Consider the following 19599-nt stretch of genomic DNA (forward strand, 5'->3'; position numbering starts at 1 on the left):
AACCTTTCTTATTAGGGCCTGTTTATTTTTTGAGGTTGAATTTGCAGTAGACTGTCTGGTATTTAAGCAAGGCAGAGCCTATGAAGTGTGGTTATTAACCATACATAGTTGATAACGTAGTATTAATGCCAAACATGCGCTGTCCGAAGGGTTCTGCCTAGGGAGATTGACTCTTTGTTACTAGGTTACAAACCTCGCGCCGCGATTAAATCGTCCTTGGATTGAACAAATTTCAATCCTTAAAGGTCAACAGCCCCTCCCTAAAACATAATCTTACAATTGCTTACACCCAGTACATAGTAATTAGCGTAGGCTAAATATAATCCAACTTACATATGTATATTACGTTTAAACGAAAAAGCCCCAGCGCTGGATAGTAGGTAAAATTATGCGCTGACGCTGCTTAAATAATAAAAACTTTAACGATACAACTAAATATAAAAAAGGAATTTGCATGATAAAACCACTTTGCTATTCACTCATCACTTTACTTACCCCCATAAGCGTTATAGCTCAAACAATGGCAATAAAAACAACGGATGAATTAGTATCAACCGATTCAGAGATTTTATTTGCATATAATAAAGAATTAAAACAATTAGAAGCCATCAATTTACTTACATCACTTAGTAGTGAACTTGCTTTACCAAAAAACGCCATCGGGTTTGATGTGGCAACACTTGCTAACATCACCGATAAACAAGCACTCGTACTAACAAGTGATGGCGTATATAAAGCCCAAGCAGGTAAACCAACATTGTTGTTTAATTATGAGTCGGTTCTTAATCAATTAAAAATAGATAAATTTGAAAAAGTAGACTTTGTTTTCGATGCTAACAACGATGGTCTAAGCGATATTTTCATTCCTGGGTTAGCAAGCAGTACTTTATACATTCAAAATAAAGATGGCAGCTTTAAGCCTAACCAATTTAAGCAAATACCTAAATATGAAGGCCGCTTTTCAGGAAAAGGGCTTTCTTTAGAAGTTAATATTAACAATAAACCTGTGGTTATCGATTTTAACCACGACGGATTAAACGACCTGGTTTTTTCAAATGACTTTGGAGCAGATGTACTACTTGCTAATTCAGAGGGCTTTGAGCAAAAGCTTACCTCAATTGATTTTAGCATTGAGCTCGGCGAGCTAAGCAATGGCGAGACCCGCAAAATAAAGCAAATTATTGATATTAATAACGACGGATTTCTAGATTTTACAACCAGACAGTTTAAGCCTACACAAGGTATGGATTCGTTAGATATAAAAATAGCACATACTTTGTACCTAGGGAGTGCTAAAGGTTTTGCTAATACGCCCATTACCTTATTTGAAACACAGGGCCCTAGTGAGTTATTGCTCAAAACTGATTTTAATAATGATGGCTTAATTGATTTACAAAAAATGGACTTAGATATTGGCTTAGGTACTATCGCCTCTATGGCATTAGGCGGTGGCAGTACTGATGTAGATGTAGAAATGAATCTTTATAAGCAGCAACCCGACGGCTCATTTGCCAATAAATCGAGTATTGAACTTGATTTAGAAATGGAAGTGGGGATGAATGGCGATGAATCAGAACCGGCTCTCTATTTAGGTGACATTAACGGCGATAGCTATATTGATGCGGTATACAAATACAGTAAAAAAACGCTGTATATTTATTATGGAGAGCAAGACTCACTGCTAAATGATAAACGCAAAAAATTAAAGCTAACGCTGCCTAAAAATAATAAAGATATTCTTCTGGTAGATATAAACCAAGACGGTAAAAAAGATTTTGTATTTAAATTTACCGAAGAAGATGGCACCAGCAAAATAGAAACACGATTAAATTAAGCCAATAAAAAAGCCCAACAGAATTAACCGTTGGGCTTTGGACTTAAGACTTTCGAGTAACAGTCAGCTTTACTCTAAGTAATAACACCTAAGCAGTTACATTTAGCAGTGAATCGCCTTCACTTAAACCAAACTTCTCTTGCACTGATGCAAGGATTGATTCTTTATCTTCATCAGACAACTGGTTTGAATACTCAGTTAAGAGCTCATCTAAGTAGCTCACTACCTCGTCTGTATCGACTGATTCTAATGAGTTTTGTGGCGGTGGCGGCGGTCTTTGACCTTCTGCTCTTCCTGCATCACCAATGCTTTTAGCATCAAACTCGAGTTCGCCCATTAAATCAGCAAGCTCTTTTGTTGGTTCAATACCTTGTTCTTTAAATGCAGCTTGAATACTTTGCGCATCGTCGCTAGTTAAGTTTTCTGCATCAAACTGTGCAAGCGTTTCTTTAACAAAATCACTTTGCTCTGTTGTTAATTTTGCAGCTTGACTACTTTGTTGCGGCACAAAACTCGCAGAGCTGCTGCCAATATTATTAATCATTTTAGTATCCTTTCAACGTTCACGACGAGGTGGTTTATGATCGCTAAGCTCTTGTTCACTAATTTCGCCATTACCATCGGCATCTATAGAATCAAAAATTGTTTGTGCATCACCGTGCGGCGGTTTTTTAGCACTAAACTCTTCAAAGCTGATTACGCCATCACCATCAGTATCAATAGTTGAAAAGTCAGGTTTTTCAGGAGGATTGTCACCGCCTCGAGCAGCTACATTAGCTGAAAAAGCAATAGATAATATTGCCACAGTGGCAAGAGTTGAAAAATGCTTCATAGTAATAACCTCGTATTTAAGAATTAAACTAAGATTACGCTTTAAAAACGCAAACAATGTGCAAATAATGAGGAAGTAATAAATTATTTTTAATAAAAACTGATGATTCAAAAAAAGTTCTGGTTGATTGCTTTGCAATCAATATATAAGCTAATAAAATAATACGATTAATTACTCTCTGGCAGTAGTGTTACTGCCCTTAATTCTCAAAGCTGATATACTGCTTGAGCCAATTAAACAAACAAATACAGAGCACTTTCATAAATAATGATTAATAACCAACCCTACTTAGCAGGCAATCTGTGAAAATACCTAAACGCCTACAACCTCTTGTTGATGATGGCCTTATTGACGAAGTAATAAGCCGACTAATGAGCGGTAAAGAAGCCGATGTATTTATTGTGCGTTGTGGTGAACATATTCGCTGTGCGAAAGTGTATAAAGATGCGGTTAAACGTAGTTTTAAAAAAGCGGCACAATATCAAGAAGGCCGAAAGGTACGTGGTGGACGCCAAGCGCGTGCTATGGGTAAACGCTCTAGCTATGGCCGCCAATTAGAAGAAGAAATTTGGCAAAATGCCGAAGTTGATGCGTTATCTCGTTTAGCTGGCGTGGGTGTACGTGTTCCTGATACTTACTTTTGTATTGATGGCGTGCTGCTTATGGAGCTCGTCTCTGATGAAGATGGTAACGTAGCCCCTCAACTAGGACATGTCGTTTTTAGTGAAGAGCAAGCGATTGAGCAGTATAAACTCATGATACATTACATTAAGTTAATGCTTTGCGCTGGTATAATACACGGTGATTTATCTGAGTTTAATGTACTTGTAGATAATAACGGCCCTGTAATTATAGATTTACCGCAAGCCGTTAACGCTTCAGCAAATAACAGTGCACAAGCTATGTTTGCACGCGATGTAAATAACATACGCCGCTACTATGGTGAATTTGCGCCAAGCATACTAAAAACTCAATACGCTAAAGAAATGTGGGCACTATTTGAAGAGGCCAATTTAACGCCTAATTCAACGCTTACAGGTGAATTTGAAGACAGCGACAAACTTGCTGATGTAGATTCTATTCTTGATGAAATTCAAGCTGCCGAATACGAAGAGTTTGACCGTTTAGAGCGAATTAAAAATGCTGACGACGATGAGTAACTCATCGTCATAGCTCATTCCACCTTACTGTGGATGCACAAACCGGTAGCCAACCCCATAAACAGACTGGATAACACTTTCAGTTTGTGTCACTTCATCTAGTTTTTTACGCAACTTTTTAATATGGCTATCAATAGTACGGTGGCTCACAATACGCTGATCGGCATACATAGTATCCATCAAACTATCACGCGAATAAATACGATTTGGGTTGTTAAACAAAGGTTTAAATAGCTGAAATTCAAAGTTTGTCAGCTCTATACTGCTTGATTTGTATTTTACGCTGTAGCTGCTCTCGTCAAGCTTCATTGTTGACTCTGTAACATCACTTGCGTTATTTAATCGCCTTAAAATAGCTTTTACGCGTGCCACCAGCTCAGCATAACTAAACGGCTTACAAATATAATCATCTGCACCTAATTCAAGCCCAAGTAATCTATCTATTTCTTCTACCTTTGCCGATACCATAATAATAGGCACGTTTGAAAAGCGCCTGATTGCTTTACACAGTTCAATACCACTTTGCCCTGGTAACATTATGTCTAGCAAGATTACACTCGGCCTGTTAATTTCAAGCCAAGGTAATACTTCATTCCCGTGATGTATTTGATGAGTAATAAAGTGATGGCTGCTTAAAAAGTCACTCATTAAGTTAGCTAGCTTTACTTCATCTTCCACAATTAGTATTTGTTCACTCATAGGCATCTCTGTAAGTAACCTTAACTTTATTTTATAAGCTAAATAGTTGGCAATCTAATAATAATAGCAAGGCCGCCTAAGCTGGCTTTTTCTGCAGCTATTTCACCTTTATGACCTTTAACTATATGCTGGCAAATAGATAAACCTAAGCCAGAACCGCCCTCTTGGCGATTACGCGAACTATCTACTCGGTATAAATACTCAAACAAATGCGATAAATGCGACTGCTCTACACCTACGCCATTATCTTCGATTATAAGCTCTAAATAAGTTTGCCCTTTAATGCTTATATTATTAGCCGTTAAAGAAATAGTTGTACATTGTGCATAGTGTACTGCGTTCATTAAAATATTATCGAGTAGCTGCAAAAGGCGTGTTTTATCTGCTTGTACAGTTATGTGTTTAGCGCTATTTAGTAGGTATATTTTTATATTATGTTGTTCAAGCAAAACCTGATACTTTTGCTCAATAGTATTTAATAATAACGCCATATCAGTAGGTTGCATAGTGTAGTGCATACCTCCTAACTCTGCGCTATTGAGCATATGCAAGTCGTCTATTAAGCGTTTTAAATGTAGGGCTTCATCGTTAGCCGAACTTATATTTTTTGCGTTCGGTTCTCGTATACCAAGTAGCATAGCTTCAAGTTCACCGAGTAAAATACTCATTGGCGTCCTAAGCTCATGAGAAATATTAGCAAGCCAACGCTTACGTACTTGCTCATCTTTAGCGAGTGTAAATGCAAGCGTATTAAAATCTTCGCTCAACTGTCCTAGCTCGTCTTTTCGCTCAAGCGTGAGTTTGGTCTCGTAATTACCTTGCGTTAAGCGATGCATACCGTTAGCAATTTGCTTTACAGGGCTTACTAGGTGACGAGACAATAAAAAAGTAACCATTAATGTTAGCAATACCGCAGCTAAAGCAATAAACCATAAGTAGTTAGTTTGCTGCTGTAAAAAATCAAGCTCGTAGCCATCAACCAAGCTATCTCTTTTAGAAACTGCTAAGTAACCCACTATTTTATCGTTAACAATAATTGGGGTTGTTATATATTTTAAATCGCTGAGGTATCTACCCACTACTCGCTGTTTATTTTCGTCAAGCAAAGCGTAGTGAGCAATATTTTCTGGCGGTGGGCGGCGATCTTCCTCTAAACGAATATGATCTGGCGGCGGTCGTCGCATCATTCGCCCACGCGGACCTGGACCTTCTTGTGGCCTAGGCAAAAACTGGCTATTTTCTAATTGCGATTCAACACGTTTTCTAAAGTTTTCGCCATTGCCGACAACACGCTCCCATGAGGGTGTTTGTTCATATTGCTTTGCAAATTGCACAACAAGTGGTTCAAGCGCTTTCACCTCTTTTGCATTAACAAAATCAATTACGCCTTGCCCTATGCTCCACTGTATAAGAACCACCAGCCCTGCAATAACACTAAAGGTAAAACTAAATAGTATTAAAAAAAGTTTATTATGAATTTTCATTAATGCGTGTTTTCAACCTTGCTAGGAAAGCTCTCAAATCGGTATGTTATAAACTCTTTGGTTTGGTCGTTAACATACAGCGTAGCAACTATTTTTTTACCTTGAGCGGTCCAATACATATGACCATGATTATTTAAAGTAACCGATACGGTATTTATACCAGTTTTAAATAAGTTAGCAGGTAAATGCAACGCTTGTCCGTAAATTCGCTGTATTTTAACCCCATTAATGTATAAATGAGCATGACCTTGTAAAAAACCGGTGTCTTGGTTTGTTGTCACGCCCATCATTTGTTGCATGTTCATCGTGCCCTCTGGCGGCACAGACAAATCATAACGCTGTGTATCTAAAATTAAGTTATAACCCGACATACTATCTTTTAATAACTTAAGGCTTAATGCCGGGATTGGCGTGTCATTTGGCACAGCTATAGGCATATGGCTATGATCCATCATTTCCTGCTGCGCAAAGAGCTTGAAGCTCAATAGCGCAGCAGTTGTTAGGATCAATGCGTATTTAAAATAACGCATAGTTACTCCTTACATTCCCGGTGGTGGACCCATTGTTTCGCCAGTATCACAGCGACCAATTGAATTAGCGGCTAATTGACCTTTAAAACGAGGCCCTATTTGATAAGGAAAAGAAGGCTGTAATTTACCATCACTGTCTAACGTTAGTGTTATATGGTAGTGATAACCCTTACCATCATTAGTATCGTGGCCGTTATGCTCATCTAATTGAGCACCGGTTACTGTTTTTTGCGCGTAGTAATAATCTTCAAAGTAATAACCATCGTCGGCATTCAATGTATTACCAGAGAGCGTCGTTACTTGTGCACCTATAGCAGGACCTGCATCACTTGTTTGTGTACCTTGGCTAACATCGTATTGATCAACTAAGGTACAGCTTCGCTCACCCTCAGTACCACAACCCCCTTCACTTGTAGGTGCACCGTAATCTCGCATTTCCCAGCCACTTAATGCTAGTTGTCCGTTACTTTCATAAGGACCATAAAGCGGATAGCCATCAGCTGCAAACCCATAGATAGGTGAATGCGCATCGCCATCATCTTCGAGTAAATCAGCTAAGCAACTAGTATAAAAATGGTGATGATATTCACCGTTAGCAGCATGTCCGCCACACACATCAACATCATATTGCTCAGCAATGGGCGCTAATGTATACCAAATATTATTTCCGTAGCTCATACCATCGCCCCAGTTAAATATACTGGTGCCATTAACCATTAAGCCAACTGTACCTAAACCTGTTTCGCAAGTTTCAGCGTCAGATAAATCGGTAGGTGTTAGCGGAAAATATGCTTCAACCGCTTGTTCTGTTGGGCAACCCGGTCCTGGAGGCCAATAACCTGCACCGCCTGTGTCATCACAGTTTTCAGTGCTGCTGTTATAGCCAATATCTTCACCAAAGGAAATGGTTTGCCCTACTGCTGCAGAAGTTACACCGTTATAAAAATCGGTAGCTGCACGCGGGCGGTTATTTAACGCGTCTACTTGGTCTTGTGTAAGCGTTACATCATATTTAGGAATGTCAGTAGTTTGCACATACATGTATTCAACGTCAGCATCTTCCTCAGTAACGCTAACAACCTCAACTGATTGAACATCTTCAACCACTGCACCATTATTTTGTATGTATGTAGAAGTTGTATCGTTGTTAATTAACCAGCTGGTAAGTTTTGTACTATTATCAACTGTATCTGAGTCTGATGAAGCAATAACATTAACTATAACTGTATCTACAACGACATCGTTTGTGCCATCATCTGCACTAATTTCAAATACAAGTGCTTCATCGGTTAATACCTCTGGGGCAACAAACTCTGTAGACGTTGCAGTACTTGAAGATAAACTAACGGTAGTACCTGATGTTTGTGACCAACTAACCGATACTTCACCGTCATCTTCAACCATTGAACTTAAATAAACGGTATCGCCCGCATTAACAGTTTGGTCAATACCAGCATCAACCGTTGGAGCACTATTACTGACTGTATCGCCGTCTGTTGCAGTACTTGTTGAATCGCTATTACATGCGCTTAAAGCGATACAAAGCGTACTTAACGCAAATAACTTAGTTGCATTAGCGGCTTTTTTTTTAAGAAGTGTTTTCAATGCTTGAACCTTTACTTTAACGTTTAATAAAACAAAGTTAACAAGTAAAAGTGCAAACAATGTGCACAAACAAAGGAAGATTGTGATCAAAAAAGACAACCTAAGTTGTCTTTTTGCTATTTAACTGGAGTCTGGCTATTTATTTTTTCAAATGTTTATCAAAAAAGTCTAAAAATGCCTGAAGAGTTTTAACTCTGTGTTCTTGATAAGATAAGTAATGATCGCCATCCTCAAGCTCAATATAAGTAACATCTTTTGCTTCATCATCAAGTTCATCCTGCATTTCTCTACTATGATAAACAGGTACCACACTGTCGTCAGTTCCATGTACAAGCAATATTGGTCTTGTTATTTTTTTAGCAAAATTCACTGGAGAATTAGCTTCTAGTAAATCATCATCAGTTCCAAACTGCTTTCTAACGATATTTTTGTTTGTAAAGTGTCGTGCTTTACTCACTAAATACTGTAAATCACTTACCCCAGCAAAACTAGCTGCACATTTAAACGTTTCTGGGTGCTTAATTACAGCCATTAACGCTGCATAGCCACCATAGCTAGCACCACCAATACAAATGCTATCTGCTTGTGCTATTCCTTGGTCAATTAACCAGTTTGCACCGTCTTGCAAGTCATCTTGCATAGCCAAACCAAAACCTTGAATTGACTGCATTAAAAAGTCGTGCCCATAGCCACTCGAACCACGGAAATTAGGCTGTAAAACAGCATATCCGTTATAGGCTAATAAAGCTGTCCAGTAATCAAAATTAGCATAATCCCTTGCCATGGGGCCGCCATGTGGAAATATAATTGTTGGTAACTTATCACCTTCTTTATATTCTACTGGTAGAGTTAGATAGCCTTCTATTTTCAAGCCATCTCTTGCCTTGTAGCTAATGCGCTTTTTACCTCTGTATACAGAGGCATCTATTTGCGGATAAACATCAGCAATTGCACTCACCTGCTTTTTTACTCTATCCCCAAATAAATAACTACCCGACGTTTTGTCTGAGCTGATATAGAGTATATATTTTTGCTGATCTTTACTGGTACTTACAATGTCTAATTTATATTCATCTTTAGGGAGTGATACGCGCAAAGAACGATGTAATTTATCTAAGTCTTTATCCCAATATTTAATACCATCATCTAAATGTGAATCAGTAAAGCCTGCAACTTCGCCAGTTTGTTGTGAATAAAAAATAGACCCATCAAAATCATATTTACTATTACTGTAAATTAGCTCGCGAGCTTTAGTCGTTAAATTGAGTTTAAATAATGCATCGCGCCCTTCATGTAACGCAGTGATGTATAAAAAATTAGAGTCTTTATCAAACCCTAATATAGAAATACTTTGCTTACTAAAAACCTCATAATCAAATAAAGTTTCCCACGACTGTTTATTCTCATCAAAATAATCGTAAGTAAATTGCGTATCGTCCATTTTTTTTGCAATACGAACTTTACCTTGCCTGTCGGCAAACCAAGTAACTACATTACTGCGTGGTCTTTGTATTTGTGTCTTACGTAATGTGGTTAAATCTAACTCATAAACTGCTGGGGTATTTGCTATTTTAAAATCCCCTTGAACTAAAATTTTATTTTCTTTTTCAGGTAAAAAACTAACAATTCGGTCTGAATATTGTGGCTGGATTTCATCTCTTACTGTGTTGGCTTTAAAAGCTAATTTCAGACCTTTATCATTTTTAAAGTTATACGCATACATAAGCGTTGATGTATATTTAACTCCGCCAAACTGATATTTTATATAGCGAGCACCAAGTAACAGTACGTCATCATTTGCCCAGTTATACCAATCAAAAAACACTGTATGGTTATTTGAGTTTATAATTGGTGTTGTAACCCCCGTCTCCAAGTTTTTAACCATTAAGATTAAAGTCCCTTGATGGTTTCTTATAAAAGCGAGGTTCTTACCATTGGGAGATAGCTTCACTTGGCTAAAATCTTTTAAGCCTGCAAAAACCTCTATAGGTAGTTTTTTATCTTGTGTGGCAAAAGAGCCAAAACTTTGCAAAGCAATTAACAAAGTGAAAATGAACTTAAACATTCGTAAATCCTTTTATTATTGTACTCCTAAGTAAACGATTATTTCACAACTGTGGCCTTTTAAGCAAAAACTTATCTTTGGTTGTACTAAAGTAATCGCCGCCCATTTTGCCCACTGCATTTAATAATTCAGGGTCAATATAGCCACCACTCATCACTTCATCGTCTATACAAATACCCACTACATCCAGCAACATCATTTTTCCACCGCCAGGCTCATTTGAAATACTAATAACTTCGCGTAACTTACATTCAAACCGTACTTTTGAATCGGCAACGCTTGGCGCGTTAACTAACTTACTTGGAGCTTGGGCAATGTTAGCTGCATCAAACTCGCTTATATCACTAGGATAATTTGCACAACTTTGGTTCATTTTTTCAACTAGCTCTTGGCTGACAATATTAACCACACATTCTTTAGTTGCCATTAGATTACTAAGCGTATCTTTATTCGTTTTATCACTAGGGTTTACTTGCGTAACACTTAAAACAGCTGGCTTGCAACTAGCCACAGTAAAAAATGAATAAGGCGCAATATTTGCACTACCTTCGCTATTTAATGTACTTATCCATGCGATAGGCCTTGGGCTGATACCGCCTACTAAGTAAGAGTAAACATTTTGGTTGGTATTTTCGGTGAGATCTAAAAACATATTTTTTTCAACTAAATAAGAATATCAACATGCCTAATATCTTAATCCGATGAAGGTTGGGGTTAAAGAAGATTTACAAATGAGAAAAGTTAAAAAGTAAAACCGAGCCTTCAGGCTCGGTTTTCAATCCATTTAGCAAGGCGCTACATTATTGAATACTCTGACTTTTGTTTTTAAATCAAATGCAGCATAAGCTGCAACAATAATAAAACACCCCGCAGGCACAACATAAGAAAACGCGACACTGTATGTATCAATAAACACAGCTTGGAATACAGGAACTATCGCTCCACCTAAAATAGCCATTACTAAACCAGCAGCACCTAGTTTTGCATCATCGCCTAACCCATGAAGTGAAATCGCGTAAATAGTTGGAAACATTAACGACAAGCAAGCCGATATACTTACCAGCGCCCATACGCCACTTATATTTGGCATTTTCACCATATAAAAACACAGCAGCATTGCAATAATAGAGGTTGCCATTAACAGTTTGGCAGGACGAATAAATCCCATAAGCCAGGTCATTACAAATCGAGAAACTAAAAAGGTGATCATACTGTATTGTAAAATACTTCCCCCAGTAACTTCATTTGTATCGAGTGCCTCCATTACGTACTGGATGGTAAATGTCCATACACAAGTTTGCGCCGCAACATTAAAAAACTGGGCGATAACACCAAAGCGGTAATGGGTATTTTTAAACAAGCGCTTAAACGTTGCACTAAATTCTACATGCTTAGAGACTTTTTTTTGCTTACAAAAATTAGGTGTTTTAGTAAACGCAATTGCCAACCAAATAAAAACCAACACACAAGCCATACCAACATAAGGCACCATAACTGCATCAAGTTCTGCGCTTATAATGCTAGTTAATTGCTCACTATTCATATTTGTGCGCTCACCAGAGGTTGCGGTATTGAGCTTTGGTAAAATAAGGGTAGCGGCTAAAAAAACACCAATGTTAGTACCGACAGGGTTAAATGATTGCGCCAAATTCAACCTGCGAGTTGCACCTTGTTGGGTGCCCATTCCCATTACATAAGGGTTTGCTGATGTCTCTAAAATAGATAAGCCTCCAGCTAACACAAACAAAGCCACTAAAAAAAAACCATAAGTCATTGCTTGGCTGGCGGGATAAAACAAAAATGCTCCGATTGCAGCCATCCCTAAACCGGTTAACACACCTGTTTTATACGAAAAGCGTTTATTGATATATGCCGCCGGAATAGCTAGGCAAAAGTAAGCTCCATAGTAGCTAAATTGTACCAATGCAGACTGCACTGACGACATAGTAAAAATTTTACTAAACACTTTTACTAGCGGATCAGTCATGTTTGCCGCAGCTCCCCATGCAGCAAAGCACAGAACAAGTAAAATAAAGGGAACCACCATCTCCTTGGAGACAAGAGGTGTTTGTGTGTGTGTGTGTGTGGTCATTGCCGTGTCTCAGTTGTTAATGTTAAGTAAAGCATTTAACCAGTTAAATATCATTCCGTCAATAAATCAACTATAGTTATTTATTGACCTCCTGTGACTTATTTATACTCTGTCGTAAATTTAATAATAAGAAATGAACCCGGCAATAAAGCTAATATAGTCGCCAATTACACACACTCGGTGTACAATTAATCAGGTTATTCAAGATAATAACAACTAGGTAGGAATAATTATCAAATCTAAAAACCCTCGACTCTCTTTACAAGAAGGCCGAAGCCAATCTGGCCTGCGTGCTCATAATGAACGCCGAATTATGTCATTAATTCGCCAACACGGTAGTGCTCCAAAAGCTGAAATTGCACAAAAAACAGGGCTTTCAGCACAGGCCGTCACAGTAATTATCAATAGTTTAGAAGCCGAATCGTTATTAATACGGAAAGACCCTCAGCGTGGTAAGGTTGGCCAACCAACCATCCCATTTGCGTTAAATCCAGATGGTGCATTTGGAATTGGCTTAAAAGTAGGTCGTCGCAGTTTTGATTTAACCTTGATTGACTTAGTAGGAAATATACGCGCAACTTTGCACGAAAACTGCGCTTACCCCACAGTACAGAGCTTGCTAACCTTTTTAGAGAAAGGGATCAGCGTACTTAAAATGAGCTTAAGTGACGAATTAGCCAAGCGTATCTTAGGTGTGGGTGTTGCTACCCCTTACGAAATTTGGAACTGGACAGAAGAAGCCGGCGCTCCAAAAACAGTATTGAATGAATGGAAGTCTTTTGATTTTAAAGAAAAAATAAATCAAATTGTACATCTTCCCGTGTATGTATGTAATGATGATACCGCTGCTTGTTCAGCTGAATTAAGCTTTGGTAATCCTGCTCGTTTTAGCGATTTTTTATATATTTTTATTGGTACTTTTATTGGTGGTGGAGTTGTTATAAACGAAACCTTATTTACTGGTAAAAAAGGTAATGCCGGCGCTATAGGTTCATTACCTAGGCCTATGCTTAATAGAGAAGGACAACTAACCTCCCAACAACTTATTATGCAATCATCACTGTATATTCTCGAAAAAATGCTCAAAGGTGATGGCTACAATACTGACATACTATGGAGTTCAAAAGAGTATTGGGGAGACTTAGGCCCCGTACTCGATAAGTGGATAGACCAAGTTGCAGATGGCCTCGCCTACGCGGCATTGTGTTCTTTAGCTATTTTTGATTTTGAGGCAATTGTCATTGATGGCGCCATTCCTATCAATGTCAGAGAAAAAATAGTTTTGGCAACAAAGTTAAAATTGAGCCAGGCTGATCATCGCGGTATTAATCGCTGTGAAGTACAAAGTGGCTCTATTGGCGCCAAGGCTCAATCAGTAGGCTGCGCTAACCTTCCGTTACTTATCAACTTTTCTCAAGATCACGCAAGCCTTTCACACCACTAATATACTTTAAAGTTAAAAAGCAGCCATCGGTAACGTTGGCTGCTTATTTATTTTTTATCAGAGGTAAAAAATTCACTTAAACAATCAAAAAGCTGTACAAAAAATAATAAGTAATAATAGTTGATTTATTATTTTAAGTTCTCTACATTCTATTTACAAATTTGATAACACTGACATGTTTGATTAATAAAACCGCAAATTTGTATACACACACAACAAAGAGAGAACAGAAAAATGAAAGTATCAGCAAAAATGACTCTAATTGCAGTCGCTGTAGGTCTATCCATATCCCCTAGCGTCTTGTCACAAGAGCAACAAGAAGCAAAAAGTGATTTAGGGTTTGAGCGCATCATTGTAACGGGAACATCTCGGCCAAAAGAGAAAATCGAATCAACTAATGCAATAACTACCTTTAACGAAGCAAAGTTAGAGCAATTGGCTCCGCACAGTGTTGCTGAATTAGTACGAAGTATTCCTGGTTTTCATGCCGAAGACACCGGTGGAGAAACCGGTAACAACGTAGCCCCACGAGGCTTTCCGTTATCAACGCAAACAGAGTTTACAGCACTACTTCGTGATGGTATGACCGTGTTTTATAATCAAGATATTTTATTTACTCAAAATGATCGCTTTACCCGTTTGTCTAATTTTGTTGGCAGCGTTGAAGCTATTCGTGGTGGTGCCTCGTCAATTTTTGTTGGTAGCGCGCCAGCTGGGTTTATTAATTTTATTTCTCGTGAAGGCTCCGATGATACCCAAGGTGATGTGTTTTTTGAAACCAACAGCAACAACCGCCTAGGTGGACAAGGTTGGGTTAGCGGATCAATAGACGATCAGACAACCTATGCTGTTGGCGCTTGGTATCGCAAGGATGACTCCGCACGCGATCCGGGGTATACAGCTAACCAAGGTGGTGAGCTTAATGGCAATATTAAGCACTTTTTTAAAGATGGCAGCGGCTTTACCCGCTTTGAGTTTAATAAACAAAACGATAGATCATTCTTTTTTATTCCTCAGCCATTAATAGGCTCAACCACCAATGCTAAAACAATCCCAGGCGGGATGGATATCAGAGATGGCACCACCGGTAACTCAGCAGGTGCGCGTTTATTAACTCTTAATAACACCCCAAGCGGCGACATTGATTTGGATATTGCAGATGGTAACTACGCTAATGTGACCTACTTTGGCAATACAACCGAAATTGAAATCAACGAAAACTTAGTCTTTTCAAATCAAATGCGTTATACCGATATGCTAACAACCTTTACCGGCATCATTAACGTAGGTAACGCCGAATCGTTAGCTAGTAAAGCACAAGCTATATATGCTGCAAATACTGATGTCCTTGCAGGTGCCATGGTTGATGGTAACCTAAGTTACGATATACGCGATGCAGGAAACGGCTTTGTATTGGCTGATTCAAGCAACGTAAATACCTACAACACCAATGGATACGGAATAAACGCAGGCTTTTGGCATAGACGTTTTGAAGGCGATAACTTTCAAAACGAAACCAGATTCAACTACACCTTTGATGATGTAGGCGAAGGGACTCTTTATGCTAATTTTGGCTTATTCTTCTCTAATATTAATGGCCATGTTACCGACTATCGAATTAATACACTGCAATCAGTAGAGCCCCTGCCGCAGCGCTTAGATGTTGTATTTACAGATGCACAAGGTCTTGACATTGCCAGCGGTACTTACAAAGGTATTCAGGCTGGATCACATGGTTTTGCCGATATTGTTTATAGTGAAAATACCCTTGCGCCCTTTGCTGACTTTGAATACGAGCTTGAAGATGTGTCGTTTAATCTGGGCCTAAGGTACGAAACCCTCAAAGCAGATGGGGAAGCGCAAAACCAAGCTAATTACACAATTGACAGTTTTGCCAGCGATACTGATACCGTCAATGGGAATATTACCCTGCCCTTTGGTGATGGGACTTACCGAAACTTTGATGTTGAATACAACGAAATGGCATGGACAATTGCAGCTAACTACAAATTTAACGACGACTTAGCGGTATTCACTCGATATGCAGATGGTTTTCGTATGCCTGATGTAGATAAATACATGGCGATTACCAACCTAACTAGTCAAGAGGAAATTAATCAATTTAATAACTCTGAGAGACGCGAAACACAACCAGCTTCAACGGTAATGGCCGAGGTGGGCATTAAATATAACGAAGGTGATGTCGCAGCATTTGTAACCGGTTACTTCGCCGCTGCGGATGATTTATTCTTTAATGTACCTACTGTTGAAAATGGTCAAGTAGTGCAACGTCAAGCCTTTAGAAACACAGAAACCTTAGGTGTAGAAGCCGAATTTAACCTGCAAATCACCCAAGACTGGCGCATTGGTGTATCTGCAACGTACCAATCACCCGAATTTGTAAACACACCAGCGGCGCAATACTTGGATGCTAATGGAAGCTCTGCCTCTATTGATATAAACGGCAACTTACCTGTACGTGTGCCTAAGCACTTTGGCCAATTAACTAGTAGCTATCAGTTTGAAGATTTTTCGTGGGGTATGGCAGCTATTCATGGTAGCTACTCTTGGAGCGGTAAACGTTATGCCGACGACGCCAACACAGCAGAACTGCCTATGTATGGCATGTTAAACCTTGGTTTATCCCTTGAAAACGAAGACGGTTATTACCTTCGTGCCGATGTTAAAAACCTAAATAACTCAGAAGGCTTATCAGAGGGGGATCCTCGCGCAGGTGAAACGGTAGCAGGTCAAGCAACTACATTTAATGCGCGCGTTGTCTTACCTCGTACCTTTAGCCTTACTATTGGTAAGCGTTTTTAATTTTACTCTAATCTAGGGTATCGTCATGCAAAGCGATACCCTCGCAATTTTTAGGAAAATATAATGGAAGTAGTTGCAATTGGTGAAGCTTTAATAGATATACTCTCACATGACTGCATGCACAATAAGGCATCAAATAGCGAACTAGACTTCACACAGTTTGCCGGAGGCGCACCCGCTAATGTTGCTGTAGCCGTAGCAAAGCTTGGTGGTTCAAGTTATTTGCTTGGTAAAGTAGGCAATGATAAATTTGGTCGCTTTTTAATAAATGCACTCAAAATGTATAATGTAAACACATCTTATGTTGGCTTTTCAAAAAAAGGGAAGACGGCACTCGCGTTCGTATCGTTGGATGAAAACGGTGAACGTACATTTGAATTTTACGATAAAGATGCTGCACATTACGATTTACAAATAACCGATTTAGAGCCCTCTTTATTTTCAACACCTAAAATTGTGAGTTTTTGTTCAGGCTCTTTTGCAAAACCTTTAGTATTAAATACAACCTTACATGCGCTAAAACACTTTAAAGAATCAGGCTCGGTTACATGCTTTGACATTAACTTTCGTTCAGCCTTCTGGGATGAACCACTCACAGCTAAATCTGTTATTGAGGATGTTGCTAAAACAGTTGATGTTATTAAAGCGAGTAAAGATGAGCTGATCTCGCTTTATGGAATAGAGCATATTGATACCACTATTAGAAGTTGGGTAGATAGTGGCGTAGCTTTAGTTTTAATGACCGATGGTGGCGAGCCTATTACTTTTTCATCTAGCTCATTTAGTGGTACTTATCCTTGCCCTAAGGCATATGTTGTGGATACCACAGCTGCAGGCGATGCGTTTGTAGGTGGTTTTTTATATCAAATATCTTCGCTAGTGAGTAATAAAACAGAATTTACTGACTGGGCAAATAACTTTACTAACGTTTCAAAGGCTATCGACTTTGCTACTAAATGCGGAGCCAAAACAGTAGCAACGTTTGGAGCCTTTGATGCCCTACCTACATACCATGATATCTCGGCGAGTACCCTTAAATCTTCGTGTCGATGTTAAAAACCTAAATAACTCAGGAAACTTATCAGAGGGAAGTTTCACTCAGGTGAAACGGTAGCAGATCAATCAATTATATTTAATGCGCGCGTTGTCATATCTCGTGTCTTTAGCTTTACTATTGGTAAGCGTTTTTAATTTTACCCTAACTGAGGGTATCGTCATACAAAGCGATACCCCCGCAAGTTTTAGGAAAAGATAATGGAAGTAGTTGCAATTGGTGAAGCTTTAATAGGTGTACTCTCACATGACTGCAAGTGCCAAAATTGCTTAAGTATCACGGTAATTCTCCCTATTTATAATACTTCTTTTATTGGCGACTCATTTTAGTATCACCTTAACATGAGTTGCCTATATCAAAATCGTTTTTACACTAGTCTTCTTTTACATTTAATACGTATTGGTTTTGTCCTATTATTTATAATGCCACGGTTTTAATATTGCCAGTATGAAAGAAAAAATAAACATCATGTGGTTTAAACGTGATTTACGTCTTAGCGATCATCAACCATTAAAAAATGCATTTAGTAATGGCTTACCGACCCTGTTGCTTTATAACTTTGAGCCATTACTGCTCGAAGATGCACACTACAATGAGCGGCACTGGCGCTTTGTGTATCAATCGATAGTTGAGTTAAATAATCAGCTAGCGCGTTTTAACGCCTGTGTTTATATATTTAATTTAAATATGAACGATTTACTTGAGTCGATAAAGACGCAGTTTGAAATAGTTAATATTTTTAGCCATCAAGAAATAGGCTTAAACAACACCTTTGAGCGCGATAAGGCAATAAAAGTATGGTGCCAGCATAACCACATTAATTGGCAAGAGTCGCAAACAGGCGCTGTAATTCGCGGCAAAAAAAATCGTAATAATTGGAACGAACGCTGGCAGCAAACAATGCAAGCACCTATTGCTGTTCCTAATTGGAAGAGTATAAAAACAATTACCCTTAATAACTATCAAGCGCCTGAGCTGCCAAGCGCTTACACTCAAGATCACGACAGCTTTCAACAAGGTGGCCCACTGCATGCGCGAACTGTAATGCAGAGTTTTTTTGCCGAGCGCGGTAAAGGTTATCAAAAGGGAATATCGAGCCCAAGTTTAAGCCAAACCCACTGCTCTCGGCTTTCGCCCTATCTAGCATGGGGGAACATTAGCCTTAGGCAAGTGTATCAAATGACCATTGATGAATATCATTCAAAACACCCTGACAAAAGAGGTTGGAAACGCCCACTAGCAGCGTTTGTATCGCGCTTGCATTGGCACTGCCACTTTATGCAAAAGTTTGAAAGCGAGTGCTCTATGGAGTTTTTAGCTCTTAATCCGGGTTATCACGTATTTCCGTATCGTGATGATGAACGTGTGAAAAACGATATTGAACGCTGGGCGCAAGGTCAAACAGGTATTCCAATTATTGACGCTTGCATGCGCTGCTTAAAAGCCACCGGTTATATAAACTTTAGAATGCGCGCCATGCTTGTAAGCTTTGTAACGCATCATTTAAATATAAGTTGGCAGCAAGCAAGCTTTCCGCTCGCTAATTACTTTTTAGATTTTGAGCCAGGGATTCATTATCCGCAAATTCAAATGCAAGCCTCGGTCACAGGTATTAATACCATTAGGCACTACAACCCAATTAAGCAATCAGAAGATCAAGATCCAACAGGTTCGTTTATTAAAAAGTGGTGCCCCGAGCTTGAAAAACTCCCTATTGAATATTTACATCAGCCTTGGGAGCAAACTCCAATGGAAGCAATCTTTAACGACTTTAAGTTAGGGGAGGATTACCCTGAACCCATGCTTGATTTAACAGCGGCCTCAAAAGAAGCACGCGAACGCTTATGGCAATACCGTGAGCGAGCCGATGTTAAACGTGCCATAGGGAAAATTCTTAAAAAGCACGTTGGGGGTACTCAAAAAGTTACTCGAACAAAAAGTAAAACGGATACTAAAAATAACAGTAAGGCTAAGTAA

General features: G+C 38.9%; 15 protein-coding genes. 6 read left to right on the forward strand and 9 right to left on the reverse strand.

Translation table 11 applies throughout. The annotated features are described in order from the left end of the window. The first annotated feature begins 454 nt into the window (after positions 1 to 454). Entirely contained in the window at positions 455 to 1834 is a 1380-nt protein-coding gene (locus tag H5116_RS01610) for a VCBS repeat-containing protein (protein ID WP_182715407.1), read from the forward strand. Between the two features lie 88 nt (positions 1835 to 1922). On the opposite strand, the gene H5116_RS01615 is transcribed toward H5116_RS01610, so the two are convergent. Both H5116_RS01615 and H5116_RS01620 read right to left on the reverse strand, forming a co-directional pair. Further along, positions 1923 to 2378 (reverse strand): hypothetical protein, encoded by a 456-nt coding sequence (locus H5116_RS01615; RefSeq protein ID WP_024604676.1) that lies wholly within the window; start codon positions 2376 to 2378, stop codon positions 1923 to 1925. Positions 2379 to 2390: 12 nt separating this feature from the next. After that, entirely contained in the window at positions 2391 to 2666 is a 276-nt protein-coding gene (locus H5116_RS01620) for an EF-hand domain-containing protein (protein WP_007581281.1), read from the reverse strand. A gap of 302 nt (positions 2667 to 2968) precedes the next feature. On the opposite strand from H5116_RS01620, the gene H5116_RS01625 reads away from it, so the two are divergent. Beyond that, complete coding sequence (locus H5116_RS01625; protein ID WP_182715408.1) at positions 2969 to 3826, forward strand: PA4780 family RIO1-like protein kinase; 858 nt, start codon at positions 2969 to 2971, stop codon at positions 3824 to 3826. 24 nt (positions 3827 to 3850) lie between these two features. Here H5116_RS01625 and H5116_RS01630 read toward each other — a convergent pair whose 3' ends face one another. From H5116_RS01630 to fucP, 7 genes are all read right to left on the reverse strand, one after another. Continuing rightward, positions 3851 to 4525 carry a response regulator gene (locus H5116_RS01630; RefSeq protein WP_182715409.1) on the reverse strand — a complete coding sequence of 225 codons (675 nt, stop codon included), beginning with the start codon at positions 4523 to 4525 and terminating at the stop codon, positions 3851 to 3853. A gap of 38 nt (positions 4526 to 4563) precedes the next feature. Next, positions 4564 to 6009, reverse strand: coding sequence for an ATP-binding protein (locus H5116_RS01635; protein WP_182715410.1), 1446 nt, complete (start codon positions 6007 to 6009; stop codon positions 4564 to 4566). After that, complete coding sequence (locus H5116_RS01640) at positions 6009 to 6539, reverse strand: hypothetical protein (protein ID WP_024597033.1); 531 nt, start codon at positions 6537 to 6539, stop codon at positions 6009 to 6011. Before H5116_RS01640 ends, H5116_RS01635 begins: the two co-directional genes overlap by 1 nt. Before the next feature lie 9 nt (positions 6540 to 6548). Beyond that, complete coding sequence (locus H5116_RS01645; protein ID WP_182715453.1) at positions 6549 to 8204, reverse strand: YHYH protein; 1656 nt, start codon at positions 8202 to 8204, stop codon at positions 6549 to 6551. Positions 8205 to 8283: 79 nt separating this feature from the next. Continuing rightward, a complete protein-coding gene (locus tag H5116_RS01650; RefSeq protein ID WP_182715411.1) occupies positions 8284 to 10209 on the reverse strand; it encodes a S9 family peptidase in 1926 nt (641 codons plus the stop codon). Positions 10210 to 10252: 43 nt separating this feature from the next. Then, positions 10253 to 10861 (reverse strand): flavin reductase family protein, encoded by a 609-nt coding sequence (locus H5116_RS01655; protein WP_024597030.1) that lies wholly within the window; start codon positions 10859 to 10861, stop codon positions 10253 to 10255. A gap of 132 nt (positions 10862 to 10993) precedes the next feature. Then, entirely contained in the window at positions 10994 to 12301 is a 1308-nt protein-coding gene (fucP, locus tag H5116_RS01660; protein WP_029753314.1) for an L-fucose:H+ symporter permease, read from the reverse strand. Between the two features lie 286 nt (positions 12302 to 12587). Here fucP and H5116_RS01665 point away from each other — a divergent pair, with 286 nt between their 5' ends. The 4 genes from H5116_RS01665 (at position 12588) to H5116_RS01680 (ending at position 19599) form a co-directional block, all read left to right on the forward strand. Next, positions 12588 to 13745, forward strand: coding sequence for an ROK family transcriptional regulator (locus H5116_RS01665; protein ID WP_206016098.1), 1158 nt, complete (start codon positions 12588 to 12590; stop codon positions 13743 to 13745). A gap of 234 nt (positions 13746 to 13979) precedes the next feature. Next, positions 13980 to 16568, forward strand: a complete 2589-nt coding sequence (locus H5116_RS01670; RefSeq protein ID WP_024597027.1) for a TonB-dependent receptor — start codon at positions 13980 to 13982, stop codon at positions 16566 to 16568. Between the two features lie 63 nt (positions 16569 to 16631). Beyond that, positions 16632 to 17624 (forward strand): carbohydrate kinase, encoded by a 993-nt coding sequence (locus H5116_RS01675; RefSeq protein WP_024598256.1) that lies wholly within the window; start codon positions 16632 to 16634, stop codon positions 17622 to 17624. 445 nt (positions 17625 to 18069) lie between these two features. Continuing rightward, on the forward strand, positions 18070 to 19599 hold the full coding sequence (locus H5116_RS01680) for a cryptochrome/deoxyribodipyrimidine photo-lyase family protein (protein ID WP_182715412.1): 1530 nt from the start codon (positions 18070 to 18072) through the stop codon (positions 19597 to 19599).

It is taken from the genome of Pseudoalteromonas sp. SG45-2 (assembly GCF_014164115.1).
Lineage (GTDB): Bacteria > Pseudomonadota > Gammaproteobacteria > Enterobacterales > Alteromonadaceae > Pseudoalteromonas > Pseudoalteromonas distincta.

Bases quoted from the DNA above. Each gene is read 5' to 3' on its own strand.
- H5116_RS01610 (WP_182715407.1), top strand. From the start codon at position 455: ATGATAAAACCACTTTGCTATTCACTCATCACTTTACTTACCCCCATA.
- H5116_RS01615 (WP_024604676.1), bottom strand. From the start codon at position 2,378: ATGATTAATAATATTGGCAGCAGCTCTGCGAGTTTTGTGCCGCAACAA.
- H5116_RS01620 (WP_007581281.1), bottom strand. From the start codon at position 2,666: ATGAAGCATTTTTCAACTCTTGCCACTGTGGCAATATTATCTATTGCT.
- H5116_RS01630 (WP_182715409.1), bottom strand. From the start codon at position 4,525: ATGAGTGAACAAATACTAATTGTGGAAGATGAAGTAAAGCTAGCTAAC.
- H5116_RS01635 (WP_182715410.1), bottom strand. From the start codon at position 6,009: ATGAAAATTCATAATAAACTTTTTTTAATACTATTTAGTTTTACCTTT.
- H5116_RS01640 (WP_024597033.1), bottom strand. From the start codon at position 6,539: ATGCGTTATTTTAAATACGCATTGATCCTAACAACTGCTGCGCTATTG.
- H5116_RS01650 (WP_182715411.1), bottom strand. From the start codon at position 10,209: ATGTTTAAGTTCATTTTCACTTTGTTAATTGCTTTGCAAAGTTTTGGC.
- H5116_RS01655 (WP_024597030.1), bottom strand. From the start codon at position 10,861: ATGTTTTTAGATCTCACCGAAAATACCAACCAAAATGTTTACTCTTAC.
- fucP (WP_029753314.1), bottom strand. From the start codon at position 12,301: ATGACCACACACACACACACACAAACACCTCTTGTCTCCAAGGAGATG.
- H5116_RS01670 (WP_024597027.1), top strand. From the start codon at position 13,980: ATGAAAGTATCAGCAAAAATGACTCTAATTGCAGTCGCTGTAGGTCTA.
- H5116_RS01675 (WP_024598256.1), top strand. From the start codon at position 16,632: ATGGAAGTAGTTGCAATTGGTGAAGCTTTAATAGATATACTCTCACAT.
- H5116_RS01680 (WP_182715412.1), top strand. From the start codon at position 18,070: ATGAAAGAAAAAATAAACATCATGTGGTTTAAACGTGATTTACGTCTT.